This window comes from Nocardia sp. NBC_00403, assembly GCF_036046055.1.
Lineage (GTDB): Bacteria > Actinomycetota > Actinomycetes > Mycobacteriales > Mycobacteriaceae > Nocardia.
Window position 1 is genome coordinate 6,744,353 of sequence record NZ_CP107939.1, and the last position, 19,931, is coordinate 6,764,283.

The following is a 19,931-nucleotide window of genomic DNA, read 5'->3' on the forward strand; positions in this document are numbered from 1 at the left end:
GCGACGGCCCTGCCGGCGATGCCGGGCCCTGCGGCGCAGCAGGCCGCGGCGGCGATGATCCGCTCGAATCGGCTGCCTCAGCCACGTCCGCCGGGCAGGGCTCGGATACCAGGACTATTGGTGCCGAGCACTTTTCCCACGGAAGCCGCTTCGCCAGTCGAGCCCACGTCTCGCAGGTCCGCCAGACCGGTGGGCAGGTCGACGCGATCTTCTTCCAGGCCGATGGTGAGTGCGATAAGTTCGCAGACGGCACGGGGGTCGTCGAGTTTCAGGAAGTTCTGGCCGAGTAGGTCGCGCCAGTGGTCGGCGATTTCCGGGTCGTCGAAGTAGCTGGATTGGTTCGGCAGGATGTAGTAGACGTGCCAGCGTTCGGCGAGATCACGGTAGATGGATTCCACCGAAATATCTCGGCGCACATGGTCGCCGATCACTTCGCGAGTATGCCTGCTCGCCAGCTTCGGTTTGTTGAGCTCGTCGCCGATCAGAAAAAGGTAGCCGCGTTTTCGCCGCTTCTCCCAGGCATCGGTAACGACGTGGGTTGCCATGAAATATGCTGCCAGTTCGTAGCTTTCGGATTTCTGCCCACCGCCGCCGCCTTCCAGGAACACCGCGCGCAGCTGCTCGTCCATCCGATTGTCCGATTCGAACTGGCCGATCTGCAGCGGAACCCGATCACTGTCGGCGTCACCGATGGCGCCGAACAGTAGTTGCGGATCCTCCGCATAGCCTTTGCGCTGCAATAGCCCGTGCAGTTTGCCGAGCTTGTCCTGCATGATGATCGGGACCTGCCCCATCGACCCGGTGACGTCGAATAATATCGCGATAGGCAGCGAGTTTCCGTGCTCGGTCGAATCCCGGCATTCCCGCACGTCGACCCCGAGTGGATCGAGGTCGGGGTGCGCGCTCCACCTCGTGGACGGTTCGGCGCGCATGGCCGCGGTATATCCGAAATCGTCGAGCCCCCGGCCGGCGCGGTAGGTCTTCGCCGCACGGTAGGCGGTGTCGTCCCAATGTCCGTATCCCATGTCGTTCACGTCCTCTCACGAGCTTGTTTTAGTGTATTCGACCAAAACAATTGTCGTCAAGAGTTGTTCTTTCCGAGATGCCCGAAAACCGTTAATGCCCAACAGCTCTAAGGTGATTCAGGCTTAGGCGGTGGGTAGCCTGTTGCACCCCACCTCGACTACGGACGTTCACCCGCCGGATGGAACATCGCGGAACGGGATGGCGAGTGCGGCGCTGTACTCCCCCTCGACTTGCGCCCGGGCGGCCATGGTGGGGATCGCCGACTCCCGTGACCCGATGGTCGTGCGCGGACGGGTCGGCACCGGCAAGACAACCTTTGCGCTACGTTTCGCCCATCAGCTGACCGCCGAATTTCCCGACTGCCAGCTCTTCGCCGATATGTCCGCCCGCCACGCCGACGATACGGCGCCACGAGAAGTCATTACCGGCTTCCTGCACGCGCTGGGCGTACCGCGCGACCAGGTCCCCGACGACGATATGCACATCGTCGCTCAGGACCGGCCCCTGCAATCGGCGGACGCCCACCTGATGGGCGGAGCCCCTGGCTTCAAGCTCTGCCTCGGTCTCGTGCGGTAGCCCGTCGCCGCAACCGCTCGAGTGTTAGGGAGCGTCGACGCGATCGGGGTAGAACGCGATGTGGTCCTTGATCTCGGCGACGGCCGGGTACGGCGACTCATAGGCCCATCCCGCGTCGATGCTCTGTGCACCGTCGACCGAAACGGTGAAGTAGCTCGCGTCGCCCTTGTAGGGGCAATACGTGGCGGTGTCGGTGCGCTCCAGCACCGATTCCTCGGCGTCGGCCAACGGCAGGTAATAGACCGGCGGGTAGGACGCTTCCTGCAGAACCAGTGCGTTCTGCGTGTCGATGACCACCTGACCGTGCACTCGAACGACAATGCGCTCCGGGTGTGGCGTGACGGTGATCGGATGATCCGGGCCCGGCTGCAGAACAGGTCTCGTCATGGTTACTCCAACCGACCGCGCCGATCGTTCTATTCCGGCTCCGCGGCGGCGGGTTCAAATGGCTCGAGGCTCACGCTTCATGGCCTCGCGGGCGAGCGCGCCGTCGCGCTGTTCCTCGAATTCGAGGACGTGCGGCGGTTAGAGGATCAGCTGGGTACAGCGGAACAGCGCCATGGTCTTACCTGCGCCGTCGCTGACCACGGCATCCCAGACCTGGGTGCGACGGCCGCCGTGCACGAGCGTTGCCTCGGTGCGGATCAGACCCGCGCGCGCGGTGGCCAGAAAGTTGGATTTCAGCTCGATGGTGGTGAATCTGTCGGCGCGGTCGGGCAGGCTGAGGCGGGCGCCGAGGCCGCAGGCGGTGTCGGCGAGCGCCACGACGGTGGCCGCGTGCAGGTAGCCGTTGGGGGCCATGAGCTCCTCCTTGACCTCCATTTCTGCGGTCACTCGGGCAGCGTCGGCGGTGAGCACGCGTACGCCGAGCAGTCCCGGCAGTCGGCCCTGCAGTAATGCGGTGAGCTGGGCGGCGGCGTCGCCGTCGGTGATGTTCGGGGTTGCGCGGTGTAGTCCGACCGGGGCATCGGCCATGGGGTCAACCTTCGGTGTCGAGGAGCTCGGCGCGCAGGTCGCGACGCATCGGCTTACCGACCGAGTTGCGCGGCAGTTCGGTGGCGAGCACGAGGCGTTCGGGAAATGTGACCGAGGCCACCGCCACAGCGCGGAGATGCTCGGCCAGTTCCTGCCGTGTCACCGCCGATCCTGACGCGGGAACCACCACAGCGCAACACTTTTCGCCCATCACCTCATCCGGGTACCCGATCGCGACATCGGCGACCCGACGGATGGACGCTGAGCGGCTTCGTCGTGGCAGCGGATCCTCAACGGGGCGAATAGCGCAGGGAACGCCACGTTTCGATCGCCCAGTTCATCTCCGCGTCGGGAACGCTGATGGTGACCAGGAGCAGTTCGCCGTTGCGGTGGCTGGCGATGCCTTGGACACCGGCTTCGTCGGTGTCACTGGAGGGCAACCACCAGCCGTCGCCGGGCCCGCCGAGCACCGGCTCGCCGCGGTGCCCTTCGGTCGCATTCGCGCCGTATTGCAGCATGGCCGCGGGCGGTGGACCGGTCTTTTCGTCGTCCACCCGGAGCACCGTGATGTCGATCTGGCGCTCGCCGTCCCACGCCCACCAGCGGTCACCATCCCACCCGTAGGTGAAATCGCCGGGGATGCGCAAACTCCAACCAGGCAGCAGCGAGGTGAACACCGGCCGGCGCCGATACCCGGGACGTGCGCCGAAATCGTGGCTGGCGCGTTCAGCCAGGTCCGCGGGCGCGTCGTCGACAACCGGTTCCAGCGTGCCGAGCAGTCCGCGCAGCTCGTGCCAGGCCGCCCAGGGCAATTCGAGTGCGTAGTCGAGCCGACTCGCCTCGGCGAGCAGTGTGTCGGCCTGACGCAATGCCGGTGCGTCGTCTTCGTCGGTGGGAACCCGCCAGCGCACGTCGTTCCACATGATGCCGAGTGCGGTGTCACGGAAGGTTCGCGCCGTCCAGCCGTCCTCCCACCAAGGGAAGAATCGAACGGCGGCGGCTTCGTCGCCATCGGCGACAGCGCGGAACCAGTCGACGTCACGGGGTCCGAGCCAGGTCGCGGCCAGGCCCTCGTAGTCGAATTGGTCACTGCCGAGAGACAATCCGAGCGACACCACATTGCCTTCGGTCGGCACCTGGCTGAGCACGGTGTGCGCGAGCGTTCGAATCCACGTCAAATAGTCCCGTTCGACCTCCGCGCGGTTATCCGCAAGCCCGAGCGGATCATCGGTCCCCTCGTCCCAGACGATGTCGAACTCCCTGCCCATTTCGTGCAGGACCGCGGCGACGTGCCGGTGATAGCCGGGCCCGGCCGGCGCACATCCCGCGGTCACCACCACCTGACCGTGGGCCGCCCGCAGATCGACCGGCTCGGCCGCGGGATGTAGCACGGCAAGCAACTGGTCGCCGGATACCTCGACCGGATTGCGGAACGGTGCCGACGTCGAGGTCCAATCGATCCGCGCCCCCGCGGGCCCGGTCCGCAACCACCGCTCGACCCGTTGCAGAAAATCTTCAGTGGGCCCGCGGCACACCCCCGCGACATTCAGCTCGATTCCCATGGATACATCCTTGTGTCCGCGGTCCAACGCCGAAAGTCGGGGCAGCACACCCGGGTTCCGCCACCACCGATCAGCCAGGGCGTGAGCGGGACATGGCGGCCGCAGAGGTCAGGTCGGAACACCGTCATGTCCGGCTCGACGTGGCGGCGGCTGGAGATAGTCGCCGATGAGCATGGTGCCTGGGGCGCGGTGGGCGCCGGGGCCTTTGAGCCAGTGGACGTTGTCGGCGGTCAGGGGGGTATGACAGTTGGTGCAGGTGACGACGCCGGAGGTGGTTCGGCCGCAGTCGTCGTGCACGACCAGGGCAGGAGGACCTTCAGACGCGAGCCATTTGTCGCCCCAGGTGATGAGCATCGTCAGGACCGGATAGAGGTCGCGCCCCTGATCGGTGAGCACGTACTCGTAGCGGACCGGATTCGATTGGTATGCGCGGGTTTCGACGATACCGTGCTGCTGGAGGGTTTCCAGGCGGGCGGTAAGGACGTTGGTGGCGATGCCGAGGTCGCGGCGGATGTCTTCGAATCGGTTCAGGCCGACGAACAGGTCGCGCAGGATCAGCGGCGTCCACCGCTCGCCGACCACGTCGAGGGTGCGCGCGATCGAGCAGACGATGTCGGACATAGCAGCCTTGGGCACCCGACCATTCTAGTCCATTGCTTTTTGCAAGCGACTGGGGAAGGATTCGCCTCGACCGACACCACGCACGAGAGGCGATCGAGGCCATGACAAACGCAGTGCCCCAGTTCCGCAAAGCGACCGAGTCCGCCGACATCGACGCGCTGATGGAAACCCTCGCACCCGACGCCGAGCTGGCCTCCCCGATCTCCGGGCGACTGGTGTTCCGCGGGCAGGACGATCTTCGGATCCTGCTGACCGCGGTGTACCGCGGCATCTCCGCGATGCAGTGGACCGATCAGATCGGCGACGGGGCGCACCGAGTCCTGTTGGGAGAGGCATCCATCGGACCGTTCCGAATGACCGAGGCGATGGTCATCGAGCTCGACAAGGACGGCCGCATCCGCAAGCTGAACCCGCACATCCGCCCGTGGCCCGCCCTCACCTTCCTCGCGGTCAGGCTGGGCCCCCGGCTCATCCGACACCCCGGCGTCATGCGGCGAGCCGCCGGAGCGCGGCCGCACACCCCTTGATGCGCGACACCCGCAGGGCACTGCGGGTGCACGACACCGAGGAATGTGCGGCGCTGCGCGACCGCGCCCCACGCCGCCGCATCAGCCGACCGGAGTCTCGACCAGGCCGTCGGTGGTGAGTTCCACCCGACGGGTCACTCCGATGTCGTCGAGGAACCGCGGGTCGTGGCTCACCACGATCAGCGCGCCCTCGAAACTCGCGAGCGCCTGGGCCAGATGCTCCAGGCTCGGCAGGTCGAGATTGTTGGTCGGCTCGTCGAGCAGCAACAGCTTCGGCGCCGGGTCGGCCAGCAGCAGCATTGCCAGCGCGGCACGCAAGCGTTCACCACCGGACAGTGCCGAGGCGGCGACATCGGCGTCGGTACCCCGGAACAGGAACCGCGCCAACTGTGCCCGGATCTGCTCCGCCGACGCGTGCGGTGCCGCCGCCACCACGTTCTCGAACACCGAACACGGCTCGTCGAAGACGTCGAGACGTTGCGGCAGCATCCGCCACGCGACCTTCGGCGATTCCTCGACGATCCGGTGCAGCAACGTGGTTTTGCCGACGCCGTTACGGCCGGTGAGCGCGATACGCTCAGGGCCGGTCACCCGCAACGTCACCTTCGGTCCACACGCCAGCCGGACCCCGTCGAGCTCGATCACGTCCTGGCCCGGATACAACCGGGTGTCGGGCAGATCGACACGGATCTCCCGGTCGTCGCGCAACAACTCCTGCGCCTGCTGGAGCTGTTCCTTTGCGGTATCGACCTTTTCGATGTGGTTGTTGCGCAGTTTGCCCGCCGACACCTGCGCCTGCCGCTTCCGCTCGTTCATCACGATTTTCGGTTCGCGCTTGGTGTCCCACATTTTCTGCCCGTAGCGCAGTCGTCGATCCAGTTTGATGCGCGCCTCCACAAGTTCGCGTGCCTGCTTGCGCACATCGCTGCGCGCATCGCGGATCACCGCCCGCGCGGCCTGCTGCTCGGCCTCGATGATCCGCTCGTACTCGCTGAAATTTCCTCCGAACAACCGCAATTCGCCCTGCCGCAGCTCGACGATCGAGGTCATCCGGTCCAGCAGCTCACGATCGTGGCTCACGGTGAGCACTGTGCCGGAGAACTGGGCGACCACGGCATAAAGCCGCTGCCTGGCAACATGATCCAGGTTGTTCGTCGGTTCGTCCAACAACAGCACATCGGGCTCGCGCAGCAGCTGCGCCACCAATCCCAGCAGTACCGTCTCGCCGCCGGACAGGGTTTCCAGTCGGCGATCGAGCTGCTCTGTCGAGTCGGCCAGATAGTGCAGACCGAGCCGGCCGAGCAGCGCGACGGCGCTCTCCTCGACGTCCCACTGGCCGCCGACGATGTCGAAGTCGGCGTCAGCTGCCGTGCCGGATTCGATGCGGTGCAAGGCTTTTCGCGTATCCGCGATGCCGAGCACTTCGTCCACCCGCAGCCCGTCGCCGAGTCCGAGATCCTGCCGCAGATAGCCCAGGCGACCCGAAACCGTAATCGAGCCACGCGCCGGCGGCAGTGCACCGGCGATCAGCCGCAACAGTGTCGATTTGCCGACGCCGTTGCTGCCGACCAGACCGAGGTGGCCGGGACCGAGCACAGCGTCGAGCCCATCGAAGACCGGAGTCCCGTCGGGCCACGAGAAAGTGAGATCGGAAATAGAAAGATTGGTCATGTGCCTACCCCAGAGGTTGCAACGGAATGCGACGCGCGAGACGCGGGCCGCCCGAGTGGCTACCTCATGAGAGCAACGGCATGACTCCGATCAACGGGAACAAGACCCGTCCAGAGTAAGCAAACCGCACCGATCGCGCCAGTGATATTTCGATCACATCATCTCCGCAGGTCTGCGGGCTGCGCGACCTTCCACGAGCCCCGCGCACGCCGTCAGCCGAGTGCCGGATCGTTTCCGGGCGCACCTGTTCACCCCGCCCGCGCCTGTTCGACGGTCGGCTCCTCGGAGCGGTATTGCGCGGCAGCATGGCTGCGGCCGGGCGCCCAAGGAAACCGCGCACCATCAGCTGGAAGGCTGATGATGCGCGGCATTCCCCGGGCTGCGCCGGAGCAACGTCCTGACGGATTCTTTCGAAGTGACTAGATGCGAACCACCGAGGTCAACGGGTAGTCGCCCTGCCGCTCGCGCCCGCCGAGGAAGCCGAGCTCGAGGACTACCGCGGCGGCAACGACTTCGGCGCCCGCCTCGGCGAAGAGGGCCGCGGCGGCTGCGAGGGTGCCGCCGGTGGCCAGGACATCGTCGAGGAGCAGCACGCGGCGGCCCTTCAGATCGATGCCGTCGGCGGGGATCTCCAGGGCCGCGGTGCCATATTCGAGACTGTATTCGCGGGTGATCACGGGCGGGGGCAGCTTGCCCGCCTTGCGGACCGCGAGGACGCCGGTGCCGAGAGTGGCCGCGACGCCCGCGCCGATAATGAAGCCGCGAGCATCGACGCCGGCGACCAGGTCGGCCTGCGGTGCACAATCCGCGAGGCAGTCGATGACGGCGCGGAAGCCCTCAGGATCGGCAAAAACGGGGCTGAGATCAGCAAAACGAACACCAGGAGTAGGGAAATCGTCGCGCCACCGGGTAAGACGCTCTACCAGCTCGGCGGCCTTTGTTGTCCGCTCGGTTGCCAGGTCGTCTGATTCGACCGCCGCGTGCTTGCTCATCGACACCTCTCCATGGTCCATCACCCACAACACCTTGTCACCGCTTCAACACCCAGCGGTCCATGTTCCAGCCGGTCCCGCCCTGCGTGGGGCCGGCGATGCCGTTCTGCAGACCGTTGCCGAAGGCGATGATGCGGGGATTGGCGAACAAGGGGACGCTCGGCATCTCCGACCACAGCAGGTTTTCGGCCTCGGTCAGCAGATTCAGCGTTGTGGTCGAGTTATCGTCGGCCGCAAGCTGATCGGTGATCGCATCGTATCGCCCGTTACCGAAGCGACCGAAATTGAGCCCGCTACCTGTGCGCAACGCGCTGGTCGCGGCGATCCCGGCCAGTGATCCGGCCGGACCCGACGCCGACGCGGTGCTCGCGAGGACGGCGTCGACCTTGCCCTCGGTGAGCTGAGCGGGGGTGAAATCGGCCGCGCCCGCGTCGAGGACGGTGAGGCCGGCGGGTTTGCACGCCTCGGCGATCATCGCGACGGTCTGTGCACGACGCTCATCGGGCTGCAGGTAACCGATGCGAACGGTGGGCTTGCCTGCGCCGGAGGAGGCCAGCGCCGCGGTGGCGGCGGGGACGTCGGTGCCGCGATACTTCTCGGCCGCACCGGTGACCGCTGGGTAGTACAGCGAGTCCTGCTGCACGATGCGGGAATTCAGCGGTGCGGTGCCGAGACCGCTCTTCGGCGCGTCCTTCGCCTTGCCGAGTTTGTCGAACAGTGCCTGCCTCGGCACACACAGGGCGAACGCACGGCGCGCATCCACCGAACCGAACACTCCCCCGGTCCCGAGCACCAACTGCTCGACACTGCGGCCCGGCACGGTGCGTACCGAAAAACCGTCCAGGTTAAGATCTTTCACCGATCCAGCGCCGACATCGACAACGCCGACAGCATTGTCGGCAACCTTGGCCCGCACATCGACGGTCTTGGGCCACACCACGATCCGCCCGGTCTCGGGCTTGTTGCCCCACCAGCGCTCGTTCGCGATGAGCACCAAACCGTCTTTGGCGGAATAGGATTCGATCCGGTAGGGCCCCGACGACGGGAAGCGGGACAGATCGAGACTGCCCGAACTCATGGCCCAGCCGTTGTTCCAGAAGTCGGCCAGCCGTTGGATCGCGCCGGGATCACCGGTTTGCAAGGCCGACACCACATTCGGCACATTGGCCACCCGCGCCGCGACGTGTGCGGGCATCAGCTCGCCTGCGGTGAACAGGGTGCGCCACGGCAGGAAATGCCGGTCGGGCCGGAACACCACGGTGGCGTCCTTGGAGCCGGGCTGACAGTCCACCCGCTCGATGTCGGCGTACCCGGCGCTGTTGGCTGCGTCGAACAGTGGCGCGGGGCCGCGGTCACCGGGTTTGGTGAACCGACCGCTGCGCGCGGCCCAGGCCAGCACCAGGTCGTCACACGAGGTGGGCACGCCATCGGAGTACACACCATCCGGGTTGAGCCGGTACTGCACGGTCTGGGCCTCGCCGGGAACCTCTTTCGCGGTGCCCGCGTCGGTGTCGGCGACCTGCTGACCGTCCGGTCCGGTGTAGAAGAACCCCGTCAGCACCCGCCCGAACACGGCCGCCGAGCCGCTGCTCGCACCGAGCGTGCTGCCACCGTTGTAGCTGGCGATCACGGCATCGACGGCGTAGCCGATGGACGGCACCTGGTTCTGACCGGAGCACCCGGCGACCATCCCGGCCGCCAGGGTGCCCGCAGCCACCGATCCGATCAGACGCGCCAGTGACTGCTTGCGCATGGAAGGAAACCCCTGCCTGTAGGTCAGTGCCTCTTCTTGTACCGTTTTCCGCTCGGCCGTGCGCCGGGCCGCGGAGCATCGCCCGGTTCCCGCGCCCGTCGCGGCGCTTCGGAGTAGTCCCGGCCGGTCGCGGCCACCGCGCGCCGCTCGGCCTCGGCGCCCGCACGGGCCGCGGCCACGCCGGACCGCCGGTTCTGCACCTTCTTGGTGTGCGCCGCGACCGGACCCCAGCGTTCCTTGATCGACACCAGCAGCGGGGTGGCGAAGAAGATCGAGGAGTAGGTGCCGACCAGCAGACCGACCAGCTGCACGAGCGCCAGGTCCTTGAGCGTGCCGACGCCGAGCATCCACACCGCGATCACCATCAGGCCGACGATCGGCAGAATACCGATCAGCGCGGTGTTGATCGAACGCATCAGCGTCTGGTTCACCGCGAGGTTGGCCTGCTCGCCGTAGGTCCGACGGTTCAAATGCAGGATGCCCCTGGTGTTCTCCTCGACCTTGTCGAAGACGACGACCGAGTCGTACAGCGAGAAGCCGAGAATGGTGAGAATGCCGATCACGGTGGCCGGCGTAACCTCCAGGCCGACGATCGAGTAGACGCCCGCCGTCACCGAGACATCGAAGCCCAATGCGGCAAGGGCGGCGATCGCCATGTCCCGCTCGAACCGGATGGTGATGTAGATGGCGACCAGCACGAGGAACACCGCGAGTGCGATGAGGGCCTTGCGGGTGATCTGGCTGCCCCAGGTTTCGCTGACGTCGGAGGTGCTGATCGCGGCGCGGCTCGGATTCCCGTCCCGGTCCTTGGGCTGGAACTTACTGAACAGCGCGTTGTTCAGCGCTTCCACTTGATTCTTGTCGAGCGCCTCGGAGCGGATCAACATGGTGGACGACGCGCCCGTGCCCACCGTCTGTACCGACACCGGGTCGGTACCGATGGCGCCGCGGTAGACGTCCTCCACCTGGCTGGTGGTCGCGTTACCCGCCGGGAACTGGATCCGCGAGCCGCCCTCGAAATCGATGCCGAGGGTGAAACCGCGAAAAACGATGCTGCCCAACGAGATCAGCACGATGGCCGCAGTGATGAGGTACCACATCCGGCGCTTGCCGATGACGTCGATGGCGCCGGTGCCGGTGTAGAGCCGGTTGAGGAAGCTGTGCTTGGGCTGTGCGGCGTACCGCACGTCATCGGTTTCGGGATCGTCCTCATGCAGCGAGGGCGTGATCTGGCTGTTGGTCATCGCGTCCTCACGCTTTCCCCGAGTGCGGCATCGGCCGCCTTGCGCTCACGAGCGACCTGCTGGATCGCACCGAGACCATTCACCGACGGGCTCGACCAGAAGGCCGTCCTGGAGGCCAGCAACACCAGCGGCGCCGTCACCAGGAACACCACCACCACGTCGAGCACGGTGGTGAGACCGAGGGTGAACGCGAAGCCGCGCACCTGGCCGACGGCCAGCGCGTAGAGCACCGCCGCCGCGATGAAGCTCACCGCGTTGCCGGACAGGACCGTCCGGCGGGCGCGCTGCCAGCCGCGTGGCACGGCCGAGCGGAAACTGCGGCCCTCACGCATCTCGTCCTTGATGCGTTCGAAGAACACCACGAACGAGTCGGCGGTCATGCCGATACCGATGATCAGGCCGGCGATGCCGGCAAGGTCGAGGGTGAAGCCGATCCACCGCCCGAGCAGGACCATGATGCCGTATACGGCGAGACCGGAGGCGACCAGCGACAAGCCGGTCAGGAAACCGAGCATCCGATAGTAGGCCAGGCAGTAGAGCAGGACCACGACAAGACCGACCGCGCCCGCGAGCAGACCCGCCTTCAACGAGGAAAGGCCCAGCGTCGCCGAGACGGTTTCGGCTTCCGAGATCTGGAACGACAGCGGCAGCGAACCGTACTTCAGCGTGTTCGCGAGTTCCTTCGCACTGGTGGCGTTGAAATTGCCGCTGATGGTGGTGCGGCCGCCCTGCTGCGGTCCCGCCTGCACGACGGGCGCGCTGACGACCTTCGAGTCGAGGACGAATGCGACTCGCTTGTAGAGGTATTCGCCGGTAAGCGTGGCCCAAGCGTCACTGCCGCCGGACTTGAACTCGAGGTTGACCTCGTGCCGCGCCTGCTGCTGGTTGAGCCCCGAGCTCGCGTTCTTGATCTCCTGGCCGTCGATGCGGCTCTTGTCGAGCAGCAACACCTCGGTGCCGTCGGTGGAGCAGGCGACCAGCGGCAGGTTCGGATCGTCATTGCCTGCCAGCGGGTCGGGCTTGCTGCAATCCAGCGCGGCCATCGCGGCCTTCTGGACGGTCGGGTCGGTGCTCTGCCGCACAGCCTTGGCCGTGGCGATTTCTTTCTGTGCCTGTTCCTGCGGGGAACCGGGCGGCGCAGGCGGCTCGGTCGGCGCCTGCGCGGGGAACACCCGCTGCTGCGGCGCGGGCTCCGGCGACACCTCTACCGGTGTTTCCGGTGCGGGGCTCAACGGCGTCGCGTCGGGCAACGGCACAGGCTGTTGCGGCACACCCCGACTCGCCACCGATTCGGCTGACAGCACCGGCCGGATGTAGAGCTTGGCGGTGGTCGCCAGCGCGCGCGCCTGCTGACCGTCGTCACCCGGCACCGTGATGACGATGTTGTCACCGTCGATCACGACCTCGGAGCCACCGACGCCGAGTCCGTTGACCCGGTTCTCGATGATCTCCTGCGCCTTCCGCAGGCTGTCCTGGCTCGGCTTACTGCCGTCGGGGGTGCGCGCGGTCAGCGTGACCCGGGTGCCACCCTGTAGGTCGATGCCGAGCTTGGGGGTCGGGTCTTTGTCACCGGTGAAGAACACCAACGCATAGATCACGGCCAGCAGCGCGGCGTAGACGCCGAGCAGCCGGAGCGGATGCGCCGATCCTTGGGAAGGTGGCACAGTACGTCATCTCCTAGGCGGTAAGTCGAGGTGGAACGGACGGGCACGCACCAGCGGCGCCGGGTACCCGGGAGTGGGGCCCGGCAGCATCCGGCGCGCGGGCTCACCGATAACCGGTCGGGCCGGTCAGTCCTTGGTCAGCCGGGTCTCGGTCTGTTCCGCGGATTCTTCGACGGCACCGTCGACGGCCTCGTCGGTCACGGTCTCGTCCGTGGCCTCATCCGTGGTCTCGTCCTCGGTGCGCACCTCACGGATGGCCAGGCGCAGCCACGTGGTGACAACCTCTTCGGCAATCTCGAGGTCGACGGTGGAGTCGTCGAGATCGACCACTGTGCCGTACAGCCCCGACGTGGTGGTGACCTGATCGCCGACTTTCAGGCTGCCCTGCATATCGGTGACCTTCTGTGCCTCGCGCTTCTGGCGGCGAGACATCAGGTACATCGACACGAACAGGCCTACCAGCACTAGCGGAAACAGAAGTTCCATCGTCGAAGTCAGTCCCTAGTCTGTGGGTGGGTGTGGACAGGTATCTCAACAGTCTGCCAGCTCGCGTCACCACTGCCACACCGGCACACCCTTGACGTCCCGATTCGCGCTCCGGCGGGCAATTCGGCGCGCCGCTGCGCGGTTGCCGGGCGGCGGCGACGAACCAGTCGGCATCAAACTTCTCAGTGAAGGCGTCACCGGCGGCGTGAGCATGGGCGGACGGGTCACCCGCTACGCCCTTACGGCGATGGGACGCGACGGGGACGAGCATCAGACCGAGACTTATCTGTCCTGGGACGCACCGCACAACGGTGCGTGGATTCCGCTGATCCTGCAGCAACAGCAGCCGGTCCGGCTCGGCGGCGCCAACGGTCGAGACGACGGCGGTCTGCTCGGCCTGACACCGGGCGAGGTCGTCTTCGACAAGAAGTTCCTCGGCGGCCTGGTCGGCGGCGCGACGGCGCGTTTCCAGCCGGACCACGACACCGAACAGCCGGTCGGCGGGATGCACCTGGGATTGACCACGCGCACATCGACGACCACCGCGGTCGCGCCGTTCGACGGCGCCCCCGGCGGCACCCTCGACTCCTTCGGCCAGATCGCCACCGCGCTCGGCATCGAGTTGGAAGAGTTCAAGCGCTGGAGCTGCTTCGTACCGTCGGGCAGCGCGGTCGCACTGAAATTCGATCCGACCACCTGGCCCGTCGAGCTCGACAAGGACCGGCGTGAGGTGACATAGGAACAGACCGCTCTCACCGAGTTCTGTTGCAACGACACCAATTCGGAGCACTCCGCGGTAACGCCGGTACTCACGGAATGGATTCTGCGCAAGATCGCCAAGTAGCGATTCGGACGGGCCCGCGGCCGACATCTCGACCGCGGGCACGCCCAAGGGTCGTTCTTAGGCGGACTTGCCGTAGGTGTAGTCGTCGAGCGGAAAGCTGACTGCCTCACGGTGGGCGTTGATGGTGCTGGTCGGGCGCAGTAGCGCGGCCTCGCCGTGCTGGTTGAAGTAGTAGCTGCGCGCGGTCGAGCAATCGCCGCCGTAGAACACCGAGGAGCCGAGCTTGTCTGTCACTCGATTCAGGAAGTGTGCGTTGGCCTGCTCGGTCACCTCGAAGGTTGTCTCACCACGACGGAAGGTCTCCTTCAGCAGCCTGCCCATGTGCTTCATCTGAGCCTCGATGGTGGTGAAGTACGACAGGCCGCTGTAGGAGTACGGGCTGTTGAGGCTGATGAAGTTCGGGAACTTGGGCACGGTGATGCCCTCGTAGGCCTGGAAACGGTTGTCACGCCAGAACTTTCCGAGGTCGACGCCATCGCGGCCGATGATCTCGATGGCCGGGAAGTTCACATCCCACAGATTGAAGCCGGTGGCAAGGATCAGGGTGTCGATCTCGGTCTTGCGCCCGTCGGCGGTCACGATGCCGTCGGCCTCGACGTGGTCGATCGAGTTGGTCTCGAGGCGCACGTTCGGCCGGTTGAACGTTTTGAAGTACAGGTTGGAGAAAGTCGGGCGCTTGCAGCCGAAGTCGTAGTGCGGTGTCAGCTTCTTGCGCGTTTCCTTGTCGCGCACCTGCGCACGCAGGTGCGCCTTAGCGAGCAGGCCCGCGGCCTTGTTCAGTGGCTTGGCCTGCTTGAAATGCAGCACACCGACTACCATCAGCGCCTCGAGCATGCCGGTGTTCACCAGCCGGGCCGCCTTCTGAGTGGCGGGTACTCGGGCGAACAGCTTCTGCACCGGGCCGGGGATCGCGGTGTCGACCTTCGGCACCACCCAGATCGGGGTGCGCTGGAAAACGGTGAGCTCCGCGACCTTCTCGGCCGCCTCCGGCACCAGCTGCACGGCGGTCGCGCCGGTGCCGATGATCGCGGCCTTGCGACCGGCGAGGTCGAAGTCGTCCTCCCACGCGGTGGTGTGGATGATCTTGCCCGCGAAGGAGTCGATGCCGGGGAACGGCGGGGTGTAGGGCTGGGATAGGAACCCGGTGGCAGTGAGAAGGTAACGGCCGGTGATGGTTTCACCACCCGCGACGGACACCACCCAGTACTGGTGCTCCTCGTCCCAGCGTGCGCCGTCGACGACGGTGCCGAAACGCATCCGGCGGCGCAGGCCGTACTTGTCGGCGACGAACTCGGCGTACTTCTTGAGCTCCTGGCCGGGCGCGAACAGGCGCGTCCAGTAGGGATTGGGCTCGAACGAGTACGAGTAGGTCACCGAGGCGATGTCGACCGCGAGACCCGGATAGTGATTGACGTGCCAGGTGCCGCCGAGGTCGTCTTCGCGTTCCAGGATGACGAAATTGCTCAGACCGAGCCGGTCGAGCTCGATGCTCGCACCCATTCCGCCGAAACCTGCACCGACAACGACCGCATCGAACTGAGGCGCCACGTCGAACCTCCTGCTGAGTGAACCATTCCCGCAGGGAATGTGAATCAATCCTCACGGAATGACACATCATTCCGTTTGTGAACACAGTATCATCGTGAGGGTGACGAAGCCATCCACGCGTGCTGAGCGACGCAAAGCCGAACTGCGCCAGGACATCATCGACACTGCCTTCGTCTGTTTCGCGGAGAAGGGCTATCACGGCACCGGAATCGCGGACATCGCCGGCGTCCTCGGCATCGGGCACGGCACCTTCTACCGCTACTTCAGCAATAAGCGCGACATCATCGATCACGTCATCGACGACCTCGCCGGGCGCATCGTGGCGGCCCTCGGCACCGAGAACGCCCCGGACGCCGCGACCTCGCTCGACGACTACCGCGCTCAACTCGATCGCATCGGCGTAGCACTCCACCACATCCTCGTCGAGGACCGCAGGGTGGCCCAGCTGCTGCTCTTCCACGCGACCGGCATCGACGACGAACTCACCGCCCGGCTCTACGGCCTGCTCGACATGGCCGACGCATTGACCGCCGGCTACCTCTCGCACGGCGTCGAACTCGGGTACCTGCGGGCCGATCTGGACACCACCAACACCGCAAAGGCCGTCACCGGCATGCTCATCGCAGGCATCGTGCACGGATTGCGCAGCCCCGACCCCGCTGCCGTCGACGGGCTCAACGAGGCGATCCGCAGACTACTCATCGATGGTGTCCGCAAAGACTGATCGCGGTCGCCACACTGTAGATGCGGTGTGGCGCAAAGACACTCGGCCGCCATCGGTCATCCGCAGGCAGCTGGCCGAATTTCACTGGATACGAGCACGATTTCGGAGGCTAGGGTGAACACTGATCGACGGTGTCCATATGGGGGTCGCACGTGTTCGCAAGAGACCGCGGAGTACGAAGAAGTGGTATTCGACCAGAGCAGGGCAATGACCCTGACAGAATGTCGCGCGTGACCCCCGAGGACGTGAGCCGGACCCATTTCCCCATGCCACCGGTCGGACACCGCGGCTATCACGCCGATGAGGTCGACGCCTTCCTGGAGCTCGTCGCCGCTACGCTCGACGGACGCGGCACCCTCACCGCCGACGACATCCGGCACGTGGCCTTCGACGCACCCCGGTTCGGCGGGCGCGGCTACCAAGCCGACGAGGTCGACGAATTCCTCGATCAGATTCGGATAGAGCTGGAATTCCGGCAGCTCGGCACCCGGCCGGTACCCGCGTCCGGCAACGGCTCCGGGCCACTGCTGACACCCGACGACATCCACCGGGTGCGATTCACCCAGGCGCCCATCGGTCGCCGCGGCTACGACACCGACGAGGTCGACGCGTTCCTCGACCTCGTCGCCGCGACCCTCGCCCACGGCGGACCCAGCGGCCTCACCGTCACCGATGTGCGTGCGGTGCGGTTCACCGAGGCCAGGCTCAGCACCCGCGGGTACGAGCACGGCGAGGTGGACGCATTCCTCGACCTCGTCGTCACCGCACTCGAGCACGCGGCACACCACCACCGCTGAACATTTACCCGCCGCGCCGGGTCGTGGGGCGTATGACGCTGCGCCACAAGGTCAGTCGACGGCATCCGAGGTAGGTTGTGGTTCGCGGCCGCGGACTTCGATCGAGCCGAAGACCAGGTCCGGTGGCGGGACCAGACCCAAGTGCTCCCATGCCGCGGCAGTGGCGACACGGCCTCGCGGCGTGCGGGCGACCATGCCCGCGCGGACGAGAAACGGCTCGCAGACCTCCTCGACGGTGGCCGCTTCCTCCCCTACCGCGACGGCCAGCGTCGACACACCGACCGGACCACCGCCGAAGCTGCGGACCAACGCGGCGAGCACCGCGCGGTCCAGGCGATCGAGGCCGAGCACGTCGACGTCGTAGACCTCGAGTGCCGCCTGCGCGATCGGCAGGGTGATCAGACCGTCGGCGCGCACCTCGGCGTAGTCGCGGACGCGGCGCAACAGCCGATTCGCGATGCGGGGCGTACCGCGCGAACGGCCAGCGATTTCGGCGGCCGCTTCGGGTTCGATGGTGACGCCGAGGATGTGCGCCGAGCGCAGCAGAATGCGCAGCAGCTCGCCGGGCTCGTAGAAGTCCATGTGGCCGGTGAAGCCGAAGCGGTCACGCAGCGGGCCGGTGAGTGCACCCGACCGGGTGGTGGCGCCGACCAAGGTGAAGGGGGCGATATCGAGTGGGATCGAGGTCGCGCCGGGGCCCTTGCCGACCACCACGTCGACACGGAAATCCTCCATGGCCAGGTACAGCATTTCCTCGGCGGGCCGCGCGATGCGGTGGATCTCGTCGATGAACAGCACATCGCCTTCGACCAGGTTGCTGAGCATGGCGGCGAGGTCGCCCGCCCGTTCCAGCGCGGGGCCGGAAGTGATGCGCAGTGCGGTACCCAGTTCGCCCGCGATGATCATCGCCATGCTGGTCTTGCCGAGGCCGGGCGGACCGGACAGCAGCACGTGATCGGGGGTGCCGCCGCGCTGTTTGGCGCCGCGCAGCACCAGCGCGAGCTGTTCACGCACGCGCGGCTGGCCGATGAAATCGTCGAGCGACTTCGGGCGCAGGCTGGCCTCGATCTCACCGTCGGACCTGAGATAGCTTGCGGTGACCTGGGATTCGTCATCCATATGGGATTCGACGTCGTCGTAGTCCATGCCCCGCTACCGGTTCTTGCCGAGCGAGGCGAGGGCCGCGCGCAGCGCGAGGGCGGTGTCGGCGGCGGGCTGTTCGGCCAGCACCGCGTCGACCGCCTGCTCGGCCTGCTTGAGTGGGAAGCCGAGCCCGGTCAGCGCCTCGACAACCTGCTCACGTACCGGTGTGAGCACCGGCGTCGGGGTAGCCCCGGGCGGACCCGCCTGCACCGGAACGAGATTCACCTTGTCGCGCAATTCGACGACCATGCGTTCGGCGCCGCGTTTGCCGATGCCGGGAACGCGGGTCAGTGCGGCGACATTGCTCTCCGCGAGCGCCTTGCGCAGCGCCTCCGGTTCGAGTACGGCCAGCACCGCCATGGCAAGCCGGGGGCCGACTCCGGACACCGTCTGCAAGAGCCCGAACAGGTCACGGGATTCGGTATCGGCGAAACCGAACAGCGTCATCGAGTCCTCGCGCACGATCATCGCGGTGTACAGCCGGGATTCCTCGCCACGAGCCAGCGTGGACAACGTCGCCGGGGTGACGTTGAGCCGGTAGCCGACGCCCGCCGCCTCGATCACCACATGGTCGAGGGCAATCTCCAGCACCTCACCGCGTACCGACGCGATCACCTGCGTACCGCCTTCCGTTGTTCAGCAAGCTTTTCCGCGTACCGCCGCTGCACCTGTGCCGCCTGCGCCTCGGCCTTGGCCATCCGATCCAGCAGCGGCGCGCGCCAGCAGTGGCAGATCGCCAAGGCCAGCGCATCGGCCGCGTCCGCGGGTTTCGGCGCAACCTGGAGGCCGAGAATACGCGTCACCATCGCCGTCACCTGAGCCTTGTCCGCCGTGCCGTTGCCGGTGACGGCGGCCTTCACCTCACTGGGCGTATGGAAGGCCACGGGTATCCCCCTGCGGGCCGCCGCAAGCGCGATCACACCGCCCGCCTGTGCGGTGCCCATTGCAGTACGCACATTGTGCTGCGCGAACACCCGCTCGATCGCCACCGCCTCGGGTTTGTGGGTGTCCATCCAGAGTTCGGCCGCATCCGCGACGCCGAGCAGGCGGTGTGCCAAATCCAGGTCCGGCGGCGTCCGCACCACATCGACGGCCAGTGCGGTCACCTTCCGACCGAGCCCGCCCTCCACGATGCTGAGGCCGCACCGGGTGAGCCCCGGATCGACACCCATCACCCGCACGAAACACCCCTTCGACAGACACGAACAGTTGTTCGAAGTCTAGAGGACATCGCACGCTGCCTGCGACAGCGACACGGGTGCAGGGAAATCGGGAGAAGCGAGTCAGGGCGCCACCGGCGCGAGGCCGAGCAGCGCCGGTTCGGTGGCACGCGAGGCCCATTCGTGCGCGGGGTTCGCCACCAGGCGACGCGCCTGGAGGTCGAGCAGTCCGCTGACGAAGGTGATGGTCGCCGACAATGCACCGTCGGATCGGGTGAAAGTGTGCTCGACGCGGTAGGTCTTGCCAGCGCCCCAAACCCACGAGCACGACACGTCCACCGAATCGCCCGCACGCAGTTCGCGGTGGTACTTGATCACCGTCTCGAGGTTGACCGGGCCGAGGCCCGAGCTCAGCAGGTCTTCGACGGATATCCCGGCCGCCTGCACGCAGGCGAACCGCGCGTGGTCGGCGAACTGCTGGTAGGCGGAGCCGGTGACATGCTGCTGGAGGTCCAGATCGGACACGCGGACGTCGATCCGAACCCGAAACGGTTCGTGGGTAATCGTCACGGCACCACCATGGCAGAGGCCACCGACACGTTTCGGCCGCCAGACCGC

General features: G+C 66.5%; 22 protein-coding genes. 5 read left to right on the forward strand and 17 right to left on the reverse strand.

What is annotated here, in order from left to right:
- Positions 1-77 precede the first annotated feature (77 nt).
- Entirely contained in the window at positions 78-1,025 is a 948-nt protein-coding gene (locus OHQ90_RS30075; RefSeq protein ID WP_328413181.1) for a hypothetical protein, read from the reverse strand.
- 199 nt (positions 1,026-1,224) lie between these two features.
- On the opposite strand from OHQ90_RS30075, the gene OHQ90_RS30080 reads away from it, so the two are divergent.
- Positions 1,225-1,602: a hypothetical protein gene (locus OHQ90_RS30080; RefSeq protein WP_328403221.1), complete on the forward strand. Its 378-nt coding sequence runs from the start codon at positions 1,225-1,227 to the stop codon at positions 1,600-1,602.
- Between the two features lie 24 nt (positions 1,603-1,626).
- On the opposite strand, the gene OHQ90_RS30085 is transcribed toward OHQ90_RS30080, so the two are convergent.
- The 5 genes from OHQ90_RS30085 to OHQ90_RS30105 all read right to left on the reverse strand — a co-directional run bounded on the left by OHQ90_RS30085 (position 1,627) and on the right by OHQ90_RS30105 (position 4,775).
- Positions 1,627-1,989, reverse strand: coding sequence for a DUF427 domain-containing protein (locus tag OHQ90_RS30085; protein WP_328403223.1), 363 nt, complete (start codon positions 1,987-1,989; stop codon positions 1,627-1,629).
- A 138-nt stretch (positions 1,990-2,127) separates the two neighbouring features.
- Positions 2,128-2,577: a PaaI family thioesterase gene (locus tag OHQ90_RS30090; RefSeq protein WP_328403225.1), complete on the reverse strand. Its 450-nt coding sequence runs from the start codon at positions 2,575-2,577 to the stop codon at positions 2,128-2,130.
- Positions 2,578-2,581: 4 nt separating this feature from the next.
- On the reverse strand, positions 2,582-2,788 hold the full coding sequence (locus OHQ90_RS30095; protein WP_328403227.1) for a hypothetical protein: 207 nt from the start codon (positions 2,786-2,788) through the stop codon (positions 2,582-2,584).
- 79 nt (positions 2,789-2,867) lie between these two features.
- Positions 2,868-4,139, reverse strand: a complete 1,272-nt coding sequence (locus tag OHQ90_RS30100; RefSeq protein WP_328403228.1) for a hypothetical protein — start codon at positions 4,137-4,139, stop codon at positions 2,868-2,870.
- 108 nt (positions 4,140-4,247) lie between these two features.
- Complete coding sequence (locus OHQ90_RS30105; RefSeq protein WP_328403230.1) at positions 4,248-4,775, reverse strand: winged helix-turn-helix transcriptional regulator; 528 nt, start codon at positions 4,773-4,775, stop codon at positions 4,248-4,250.
- A gap of 86 nt (positions 4,776-4,861) precedes the next feature.
- Here OHQ90_RS30105 and OHQ90_RS30110 point away from each other — a divergent pair, with 86 nt between their 5' ends.
- Positions 4,862-5,287: a nuclear transport factor 2 family protein gene (locus tag OHQ90_RS30110; protein WP_328403232.1), complete on the forward strand. Its 426-nt coding sequence runs from the start codon at positions 4,862-4,864 to the stop codon at positions 5,285-5,287.
- Between the two features lie 81 nt (positions 5,288-5,368).
- On the opposite strand, the gene OHQ90_RS30115 is transcribed toward OHQ90_RS30110, so the two are convergent.
- The 6 genes from OHQ90_RS30115 to yajC form a co-directional block, all read right to left on the reverse strand.
- The gene (locus tag OHQ90_RS30115; protein ID WP_328403234.1) at positions 5,369-6,958 is read right to left on the reverse strand and encodes an ABC-F family ATP-binding cassette domain-containing protein; all 1,590 of its coding nucleotides are present in this window, start codon (positions 6,956-6,958) and stop codon (positions 5,369-5,371) included.
- A gap of 419 nt (positions 6,959-7,377) precedes the next feature.
- On the reverse strand, positions 7,378-7,950 hold the full coding sequence (locus OHQ90_RS30120; protein ID WP_328413183.1) for an adenine phosphoribosyltransferase: 573 nt from the start codon (positions 7,948-7,950) through the stop codon (positions 7,378-7,380).
- 37 nt (positions 7,951-7,987) lie between these two features.
- Positions 7,988-9,703, reverse strand: coding sequence for an ABC transporter substrate-binding protein (locus tag OHQ90_RS30125; protein ID WP_328403236.1), 1,716 nt, complete (start codon positions 9,701-9,703; stop codon positions 7,988-7,990).
- Between the two features lie 23 nt (positions 9,704-9,726).
- Complete coding sequence (secF, locus tag OHQ90_RS30130; protein ID WP_328403238.1) at positions 9,727-10,947, reverse strand: protein translocase subunit SecF; 1,221 nt, start codon at positions 10,945-10,947, stop codon at positions 9,727-9,729.
- A complete protein-coding gene (gene secD, locus OHQ90_RS30135) occupies positions 10,944-12,611 on the reverse strand; it encodes a protein translocase subunit SecD (protein ID WP_328403240.1) in 1,668 nt (555 codons plus the stop codon). Before secD ends, secF begins: the two co-directional genes overlap by 4 nt.
- A 126-nt stretch (positions 12,612-12,737) precedes the next feature.
- Entirely contained in the window at positions 12,738-13,097 is a 360-nt protein-coding gene (yajC, locus tag OHQ90_RS30140; protein ID WP_328403242.1) for a preprotein translocase subunit YajC, read from the reverse strand.
- A 91-nt stretch (positions 13,098-13,188) separates the two neighbouring features.
- On the opposite strand from yajC, the gene OHQ90_RS30145 reads away from it, so the two are divergent.
- Positions 13,189-13,836, forward strand: coding sequence for a hypothetical protein (locus tag OHQ90_RS30145; RefSeq protein WP_328403244.1), 648 nt, complete (start codon positions 13,189-13,191; stop codon positions 13,834-13,836).
- A 162-nt stretch (positions 13,837-13,998) separates the two neighbouring features.
- On the opposite strand, the gene OHQ90_RS30150 is transcribed toward OHQ90_RS30145, so the two are convergent.
- The gene (locus OHQ90_RS30150; protein WP_328403246.1) at positions 13,999-15,489 is read right to left on the reverse strand and encodes a flavin-containing monooxygenase; all 1,491 of its coding nucleotides are present in this window, start codon (positions 15,487-15,489) and stop codon (positions 13,999-14,001) included.
- Between the two features lie 58 nt (positions 15,490-15,547).
- Here OHQ90_RS30150 and OHQ90_RS30155 point away from each other — a divergent pair, with 58 nt between their 5' ends.
- Both OHQ90_RS30155 and OHQ90_RS30160 read left to right on the forward strand, forming a co-directional pair.
- Positions 15,548-16,213, forward strand: a complete 666-nt coding sequence (locus tag OHQ90_RS30155; protein ID WP_328403248.1) for a TetR/AcrR family transcriptional regulator — start codon at positions 15,548-15,550, stop codon at positions 16,211-16,213.
- A 221-nt stretch (positions 16,214-16,434) separates the two neighbouring features.
- Positions 16,435-17,010, forward strand: a complete 576-nt coding sequence (locus OHQ90_RS30160) for a DivIVA domain-containing protein (protein ID WP_328403250.1) — start codon at positions 16,435-16,437, stop codon at positions 17,008-17,010.
- A 51-nt stretch (positions 17,011-17,061) separates the two neighbouring features.
- On the opposite strand, the gene ruvB is transcribed toward OHQ90_RS30160, so the two are convergent.
- The 4 genes from ruvB to OHQ90_RS30180 form a co-directional block, all read right to left on the reverse strand.
- A complete protein-coding gene (ruvB, locus tag OHQ90_RS30165) occupies positions 17,062-18,156 on the reverse strand; it encodes a Holliday junction branch migration DNA helicase RuvB (protein ID WP_328403252.1) in 1,095 nt (364 codons plus the stop codon).
- 6 nt (positions 18,157-18,162) lie between these two features.
- Positions 18,163-18,768 carry a Holliday junction branch migration protein RuvA gene (ruvA, locus tag OHQ90_RS30170; protein ID WP_328403254.1) on the reverse strand — a complete coding sequence of 202 codons (606 nt, stop codon included), beginning with the start codon at positions 18,766-18,768 and terminating at the stop codon, positions 18,163-18,165.
- A complete protein-coding gene (gene ruvC, locus OHQ90_RS30175; protein ID WP_328403256.1) occupies positions 18,765-19,334 on the reverse strand; it encodes a crossover junction endodeoxyribonuclease RuvC in 570 nt (189 codons plus the stop codon). Before ruvC ends, ruvA begins: the two co-directional genes overlap by 4 nt.
- 102 nt (positions 19,335-19,436) lie before the next feature.
- The gene (locus OHQ90_RS30180; protein ID WP_328403258.1) at positions 19,437-19,883 is read right to left on the reverse strand and encodes an acyl-CoA thioesterase; all 447 of its coding nucleotides are present in this window, start codon (positions 19,881-19,883) and stop codon (positions 19,437-19,439) included.
- Between the last annotated feature and the right edge of the window lie 48 nt (positions 19,884-19,931).

Bases quoted from the DNA above. Each gene is read 5' to 3' on its own strand.
- OHQ90_RS30075 (WP_328413181.1), bottom strand. From the start codon at position 1,025: ATGGGATACGGACATTGGGACGACACCGCCTACCGTGCGGCGAAGACC.
- OHQ90_RS30080 (WP_328403221.1), top strand. From the start codon at position 1,225: ATGGCGAGTGCGGCGCTGTACTCCCCCTCGACTTGCGCCCGGGCGGCC.
- OHQ90_RS30085 (WP_328403223.1), bottom strand. From the start codon at position 1,989: ATGACGAGACCTGTTCTGCAGCCGGGCCCGGATCATCCGATCACCGTC.
- OHQ90_RS30090 (WP_328403225.1), bottom strand. From the start codon at position 2,577: ATGGCCGATGCCCCGGTCGGACTACACCGCGCAACCCCGAACATCACC.
- OHQ90_RS30095 (WP_328403227.1), bottom strand. From the start codon at position 2,788: ATGGGCGAAAAGTGTTGCGCTGTGGTGGTTCCCGCGTCAGGATCGGCG.
- OHQ90_RS30100 (WP_328403228.1), bottom strand. From the start codon at position 4,139: ATGGGAATCGAGCTGAATGTCGCGGGGGTGTGCCGCGGGCCCACTGAA.
- OHQ90_RS30110 (WP_328403232.1), top strand. From the start codon at position 4,862: ATGACAAACGCAGTGCCCCAGTTCCGCAAAGCGACCGAGTCCGCCGAC.
- OHQ90_RS30115 (WP_328403234.1), bottom strand. From the start codon at position 6,958: ATGACCAATCTTTCTATTTCCGATCTCACTTTCTCGTGGCCCGACGGG.
- OHQ90_RS30120 (WP_328413183.1), bottom strand. From the start codon at position 7,950: ATGAGCAAGCACGCGGCGGTCGAATCAGACGACCTGGCAACCGAGCGG.
- OHQ90_RS30125 (WP_328403236.1), bottom strand. From the start codon at position 9,703: ATGCGCAAGCAGTCACTGGCGCGTCTGATCGGATCGGTGGCTGCGGGC.
- secF (WP_328403238.1), bottom strand. From the start codon at position 10,947: ATGACCAACAGCCAGATCACGCCCTCGCTGCATGAGGACGATCCCGAA.
- yajC (WP_328403242.1), bottom strand. From the start codon at position 13,097: ATGGAACTTCTGTTTCCGCTAGTGCTGGTAGGCCTGTTCGTGTCGATG.
- OHQ90_RS30155 (WP_328403248.1), top strand. From the start codon at position 15,548: ATGACACATCATTCCGTTTGTGAACACAGTATCATCGTGAGGGTGACG.
- OHQ90_RS30160 (WP_328403250.1), top strand. From the start codon at position 16,435: ATGTCGCGCGTGACCCCCGAGGACGTGAGCCGGACCCATTTCCCCATG.
- ruvB (WP_328403252.1), bottom strand. From the start codon at position 18,156: ATGGACTACGACGACGTCGAATCCCATATGGATGACGAATCCCAGGTC.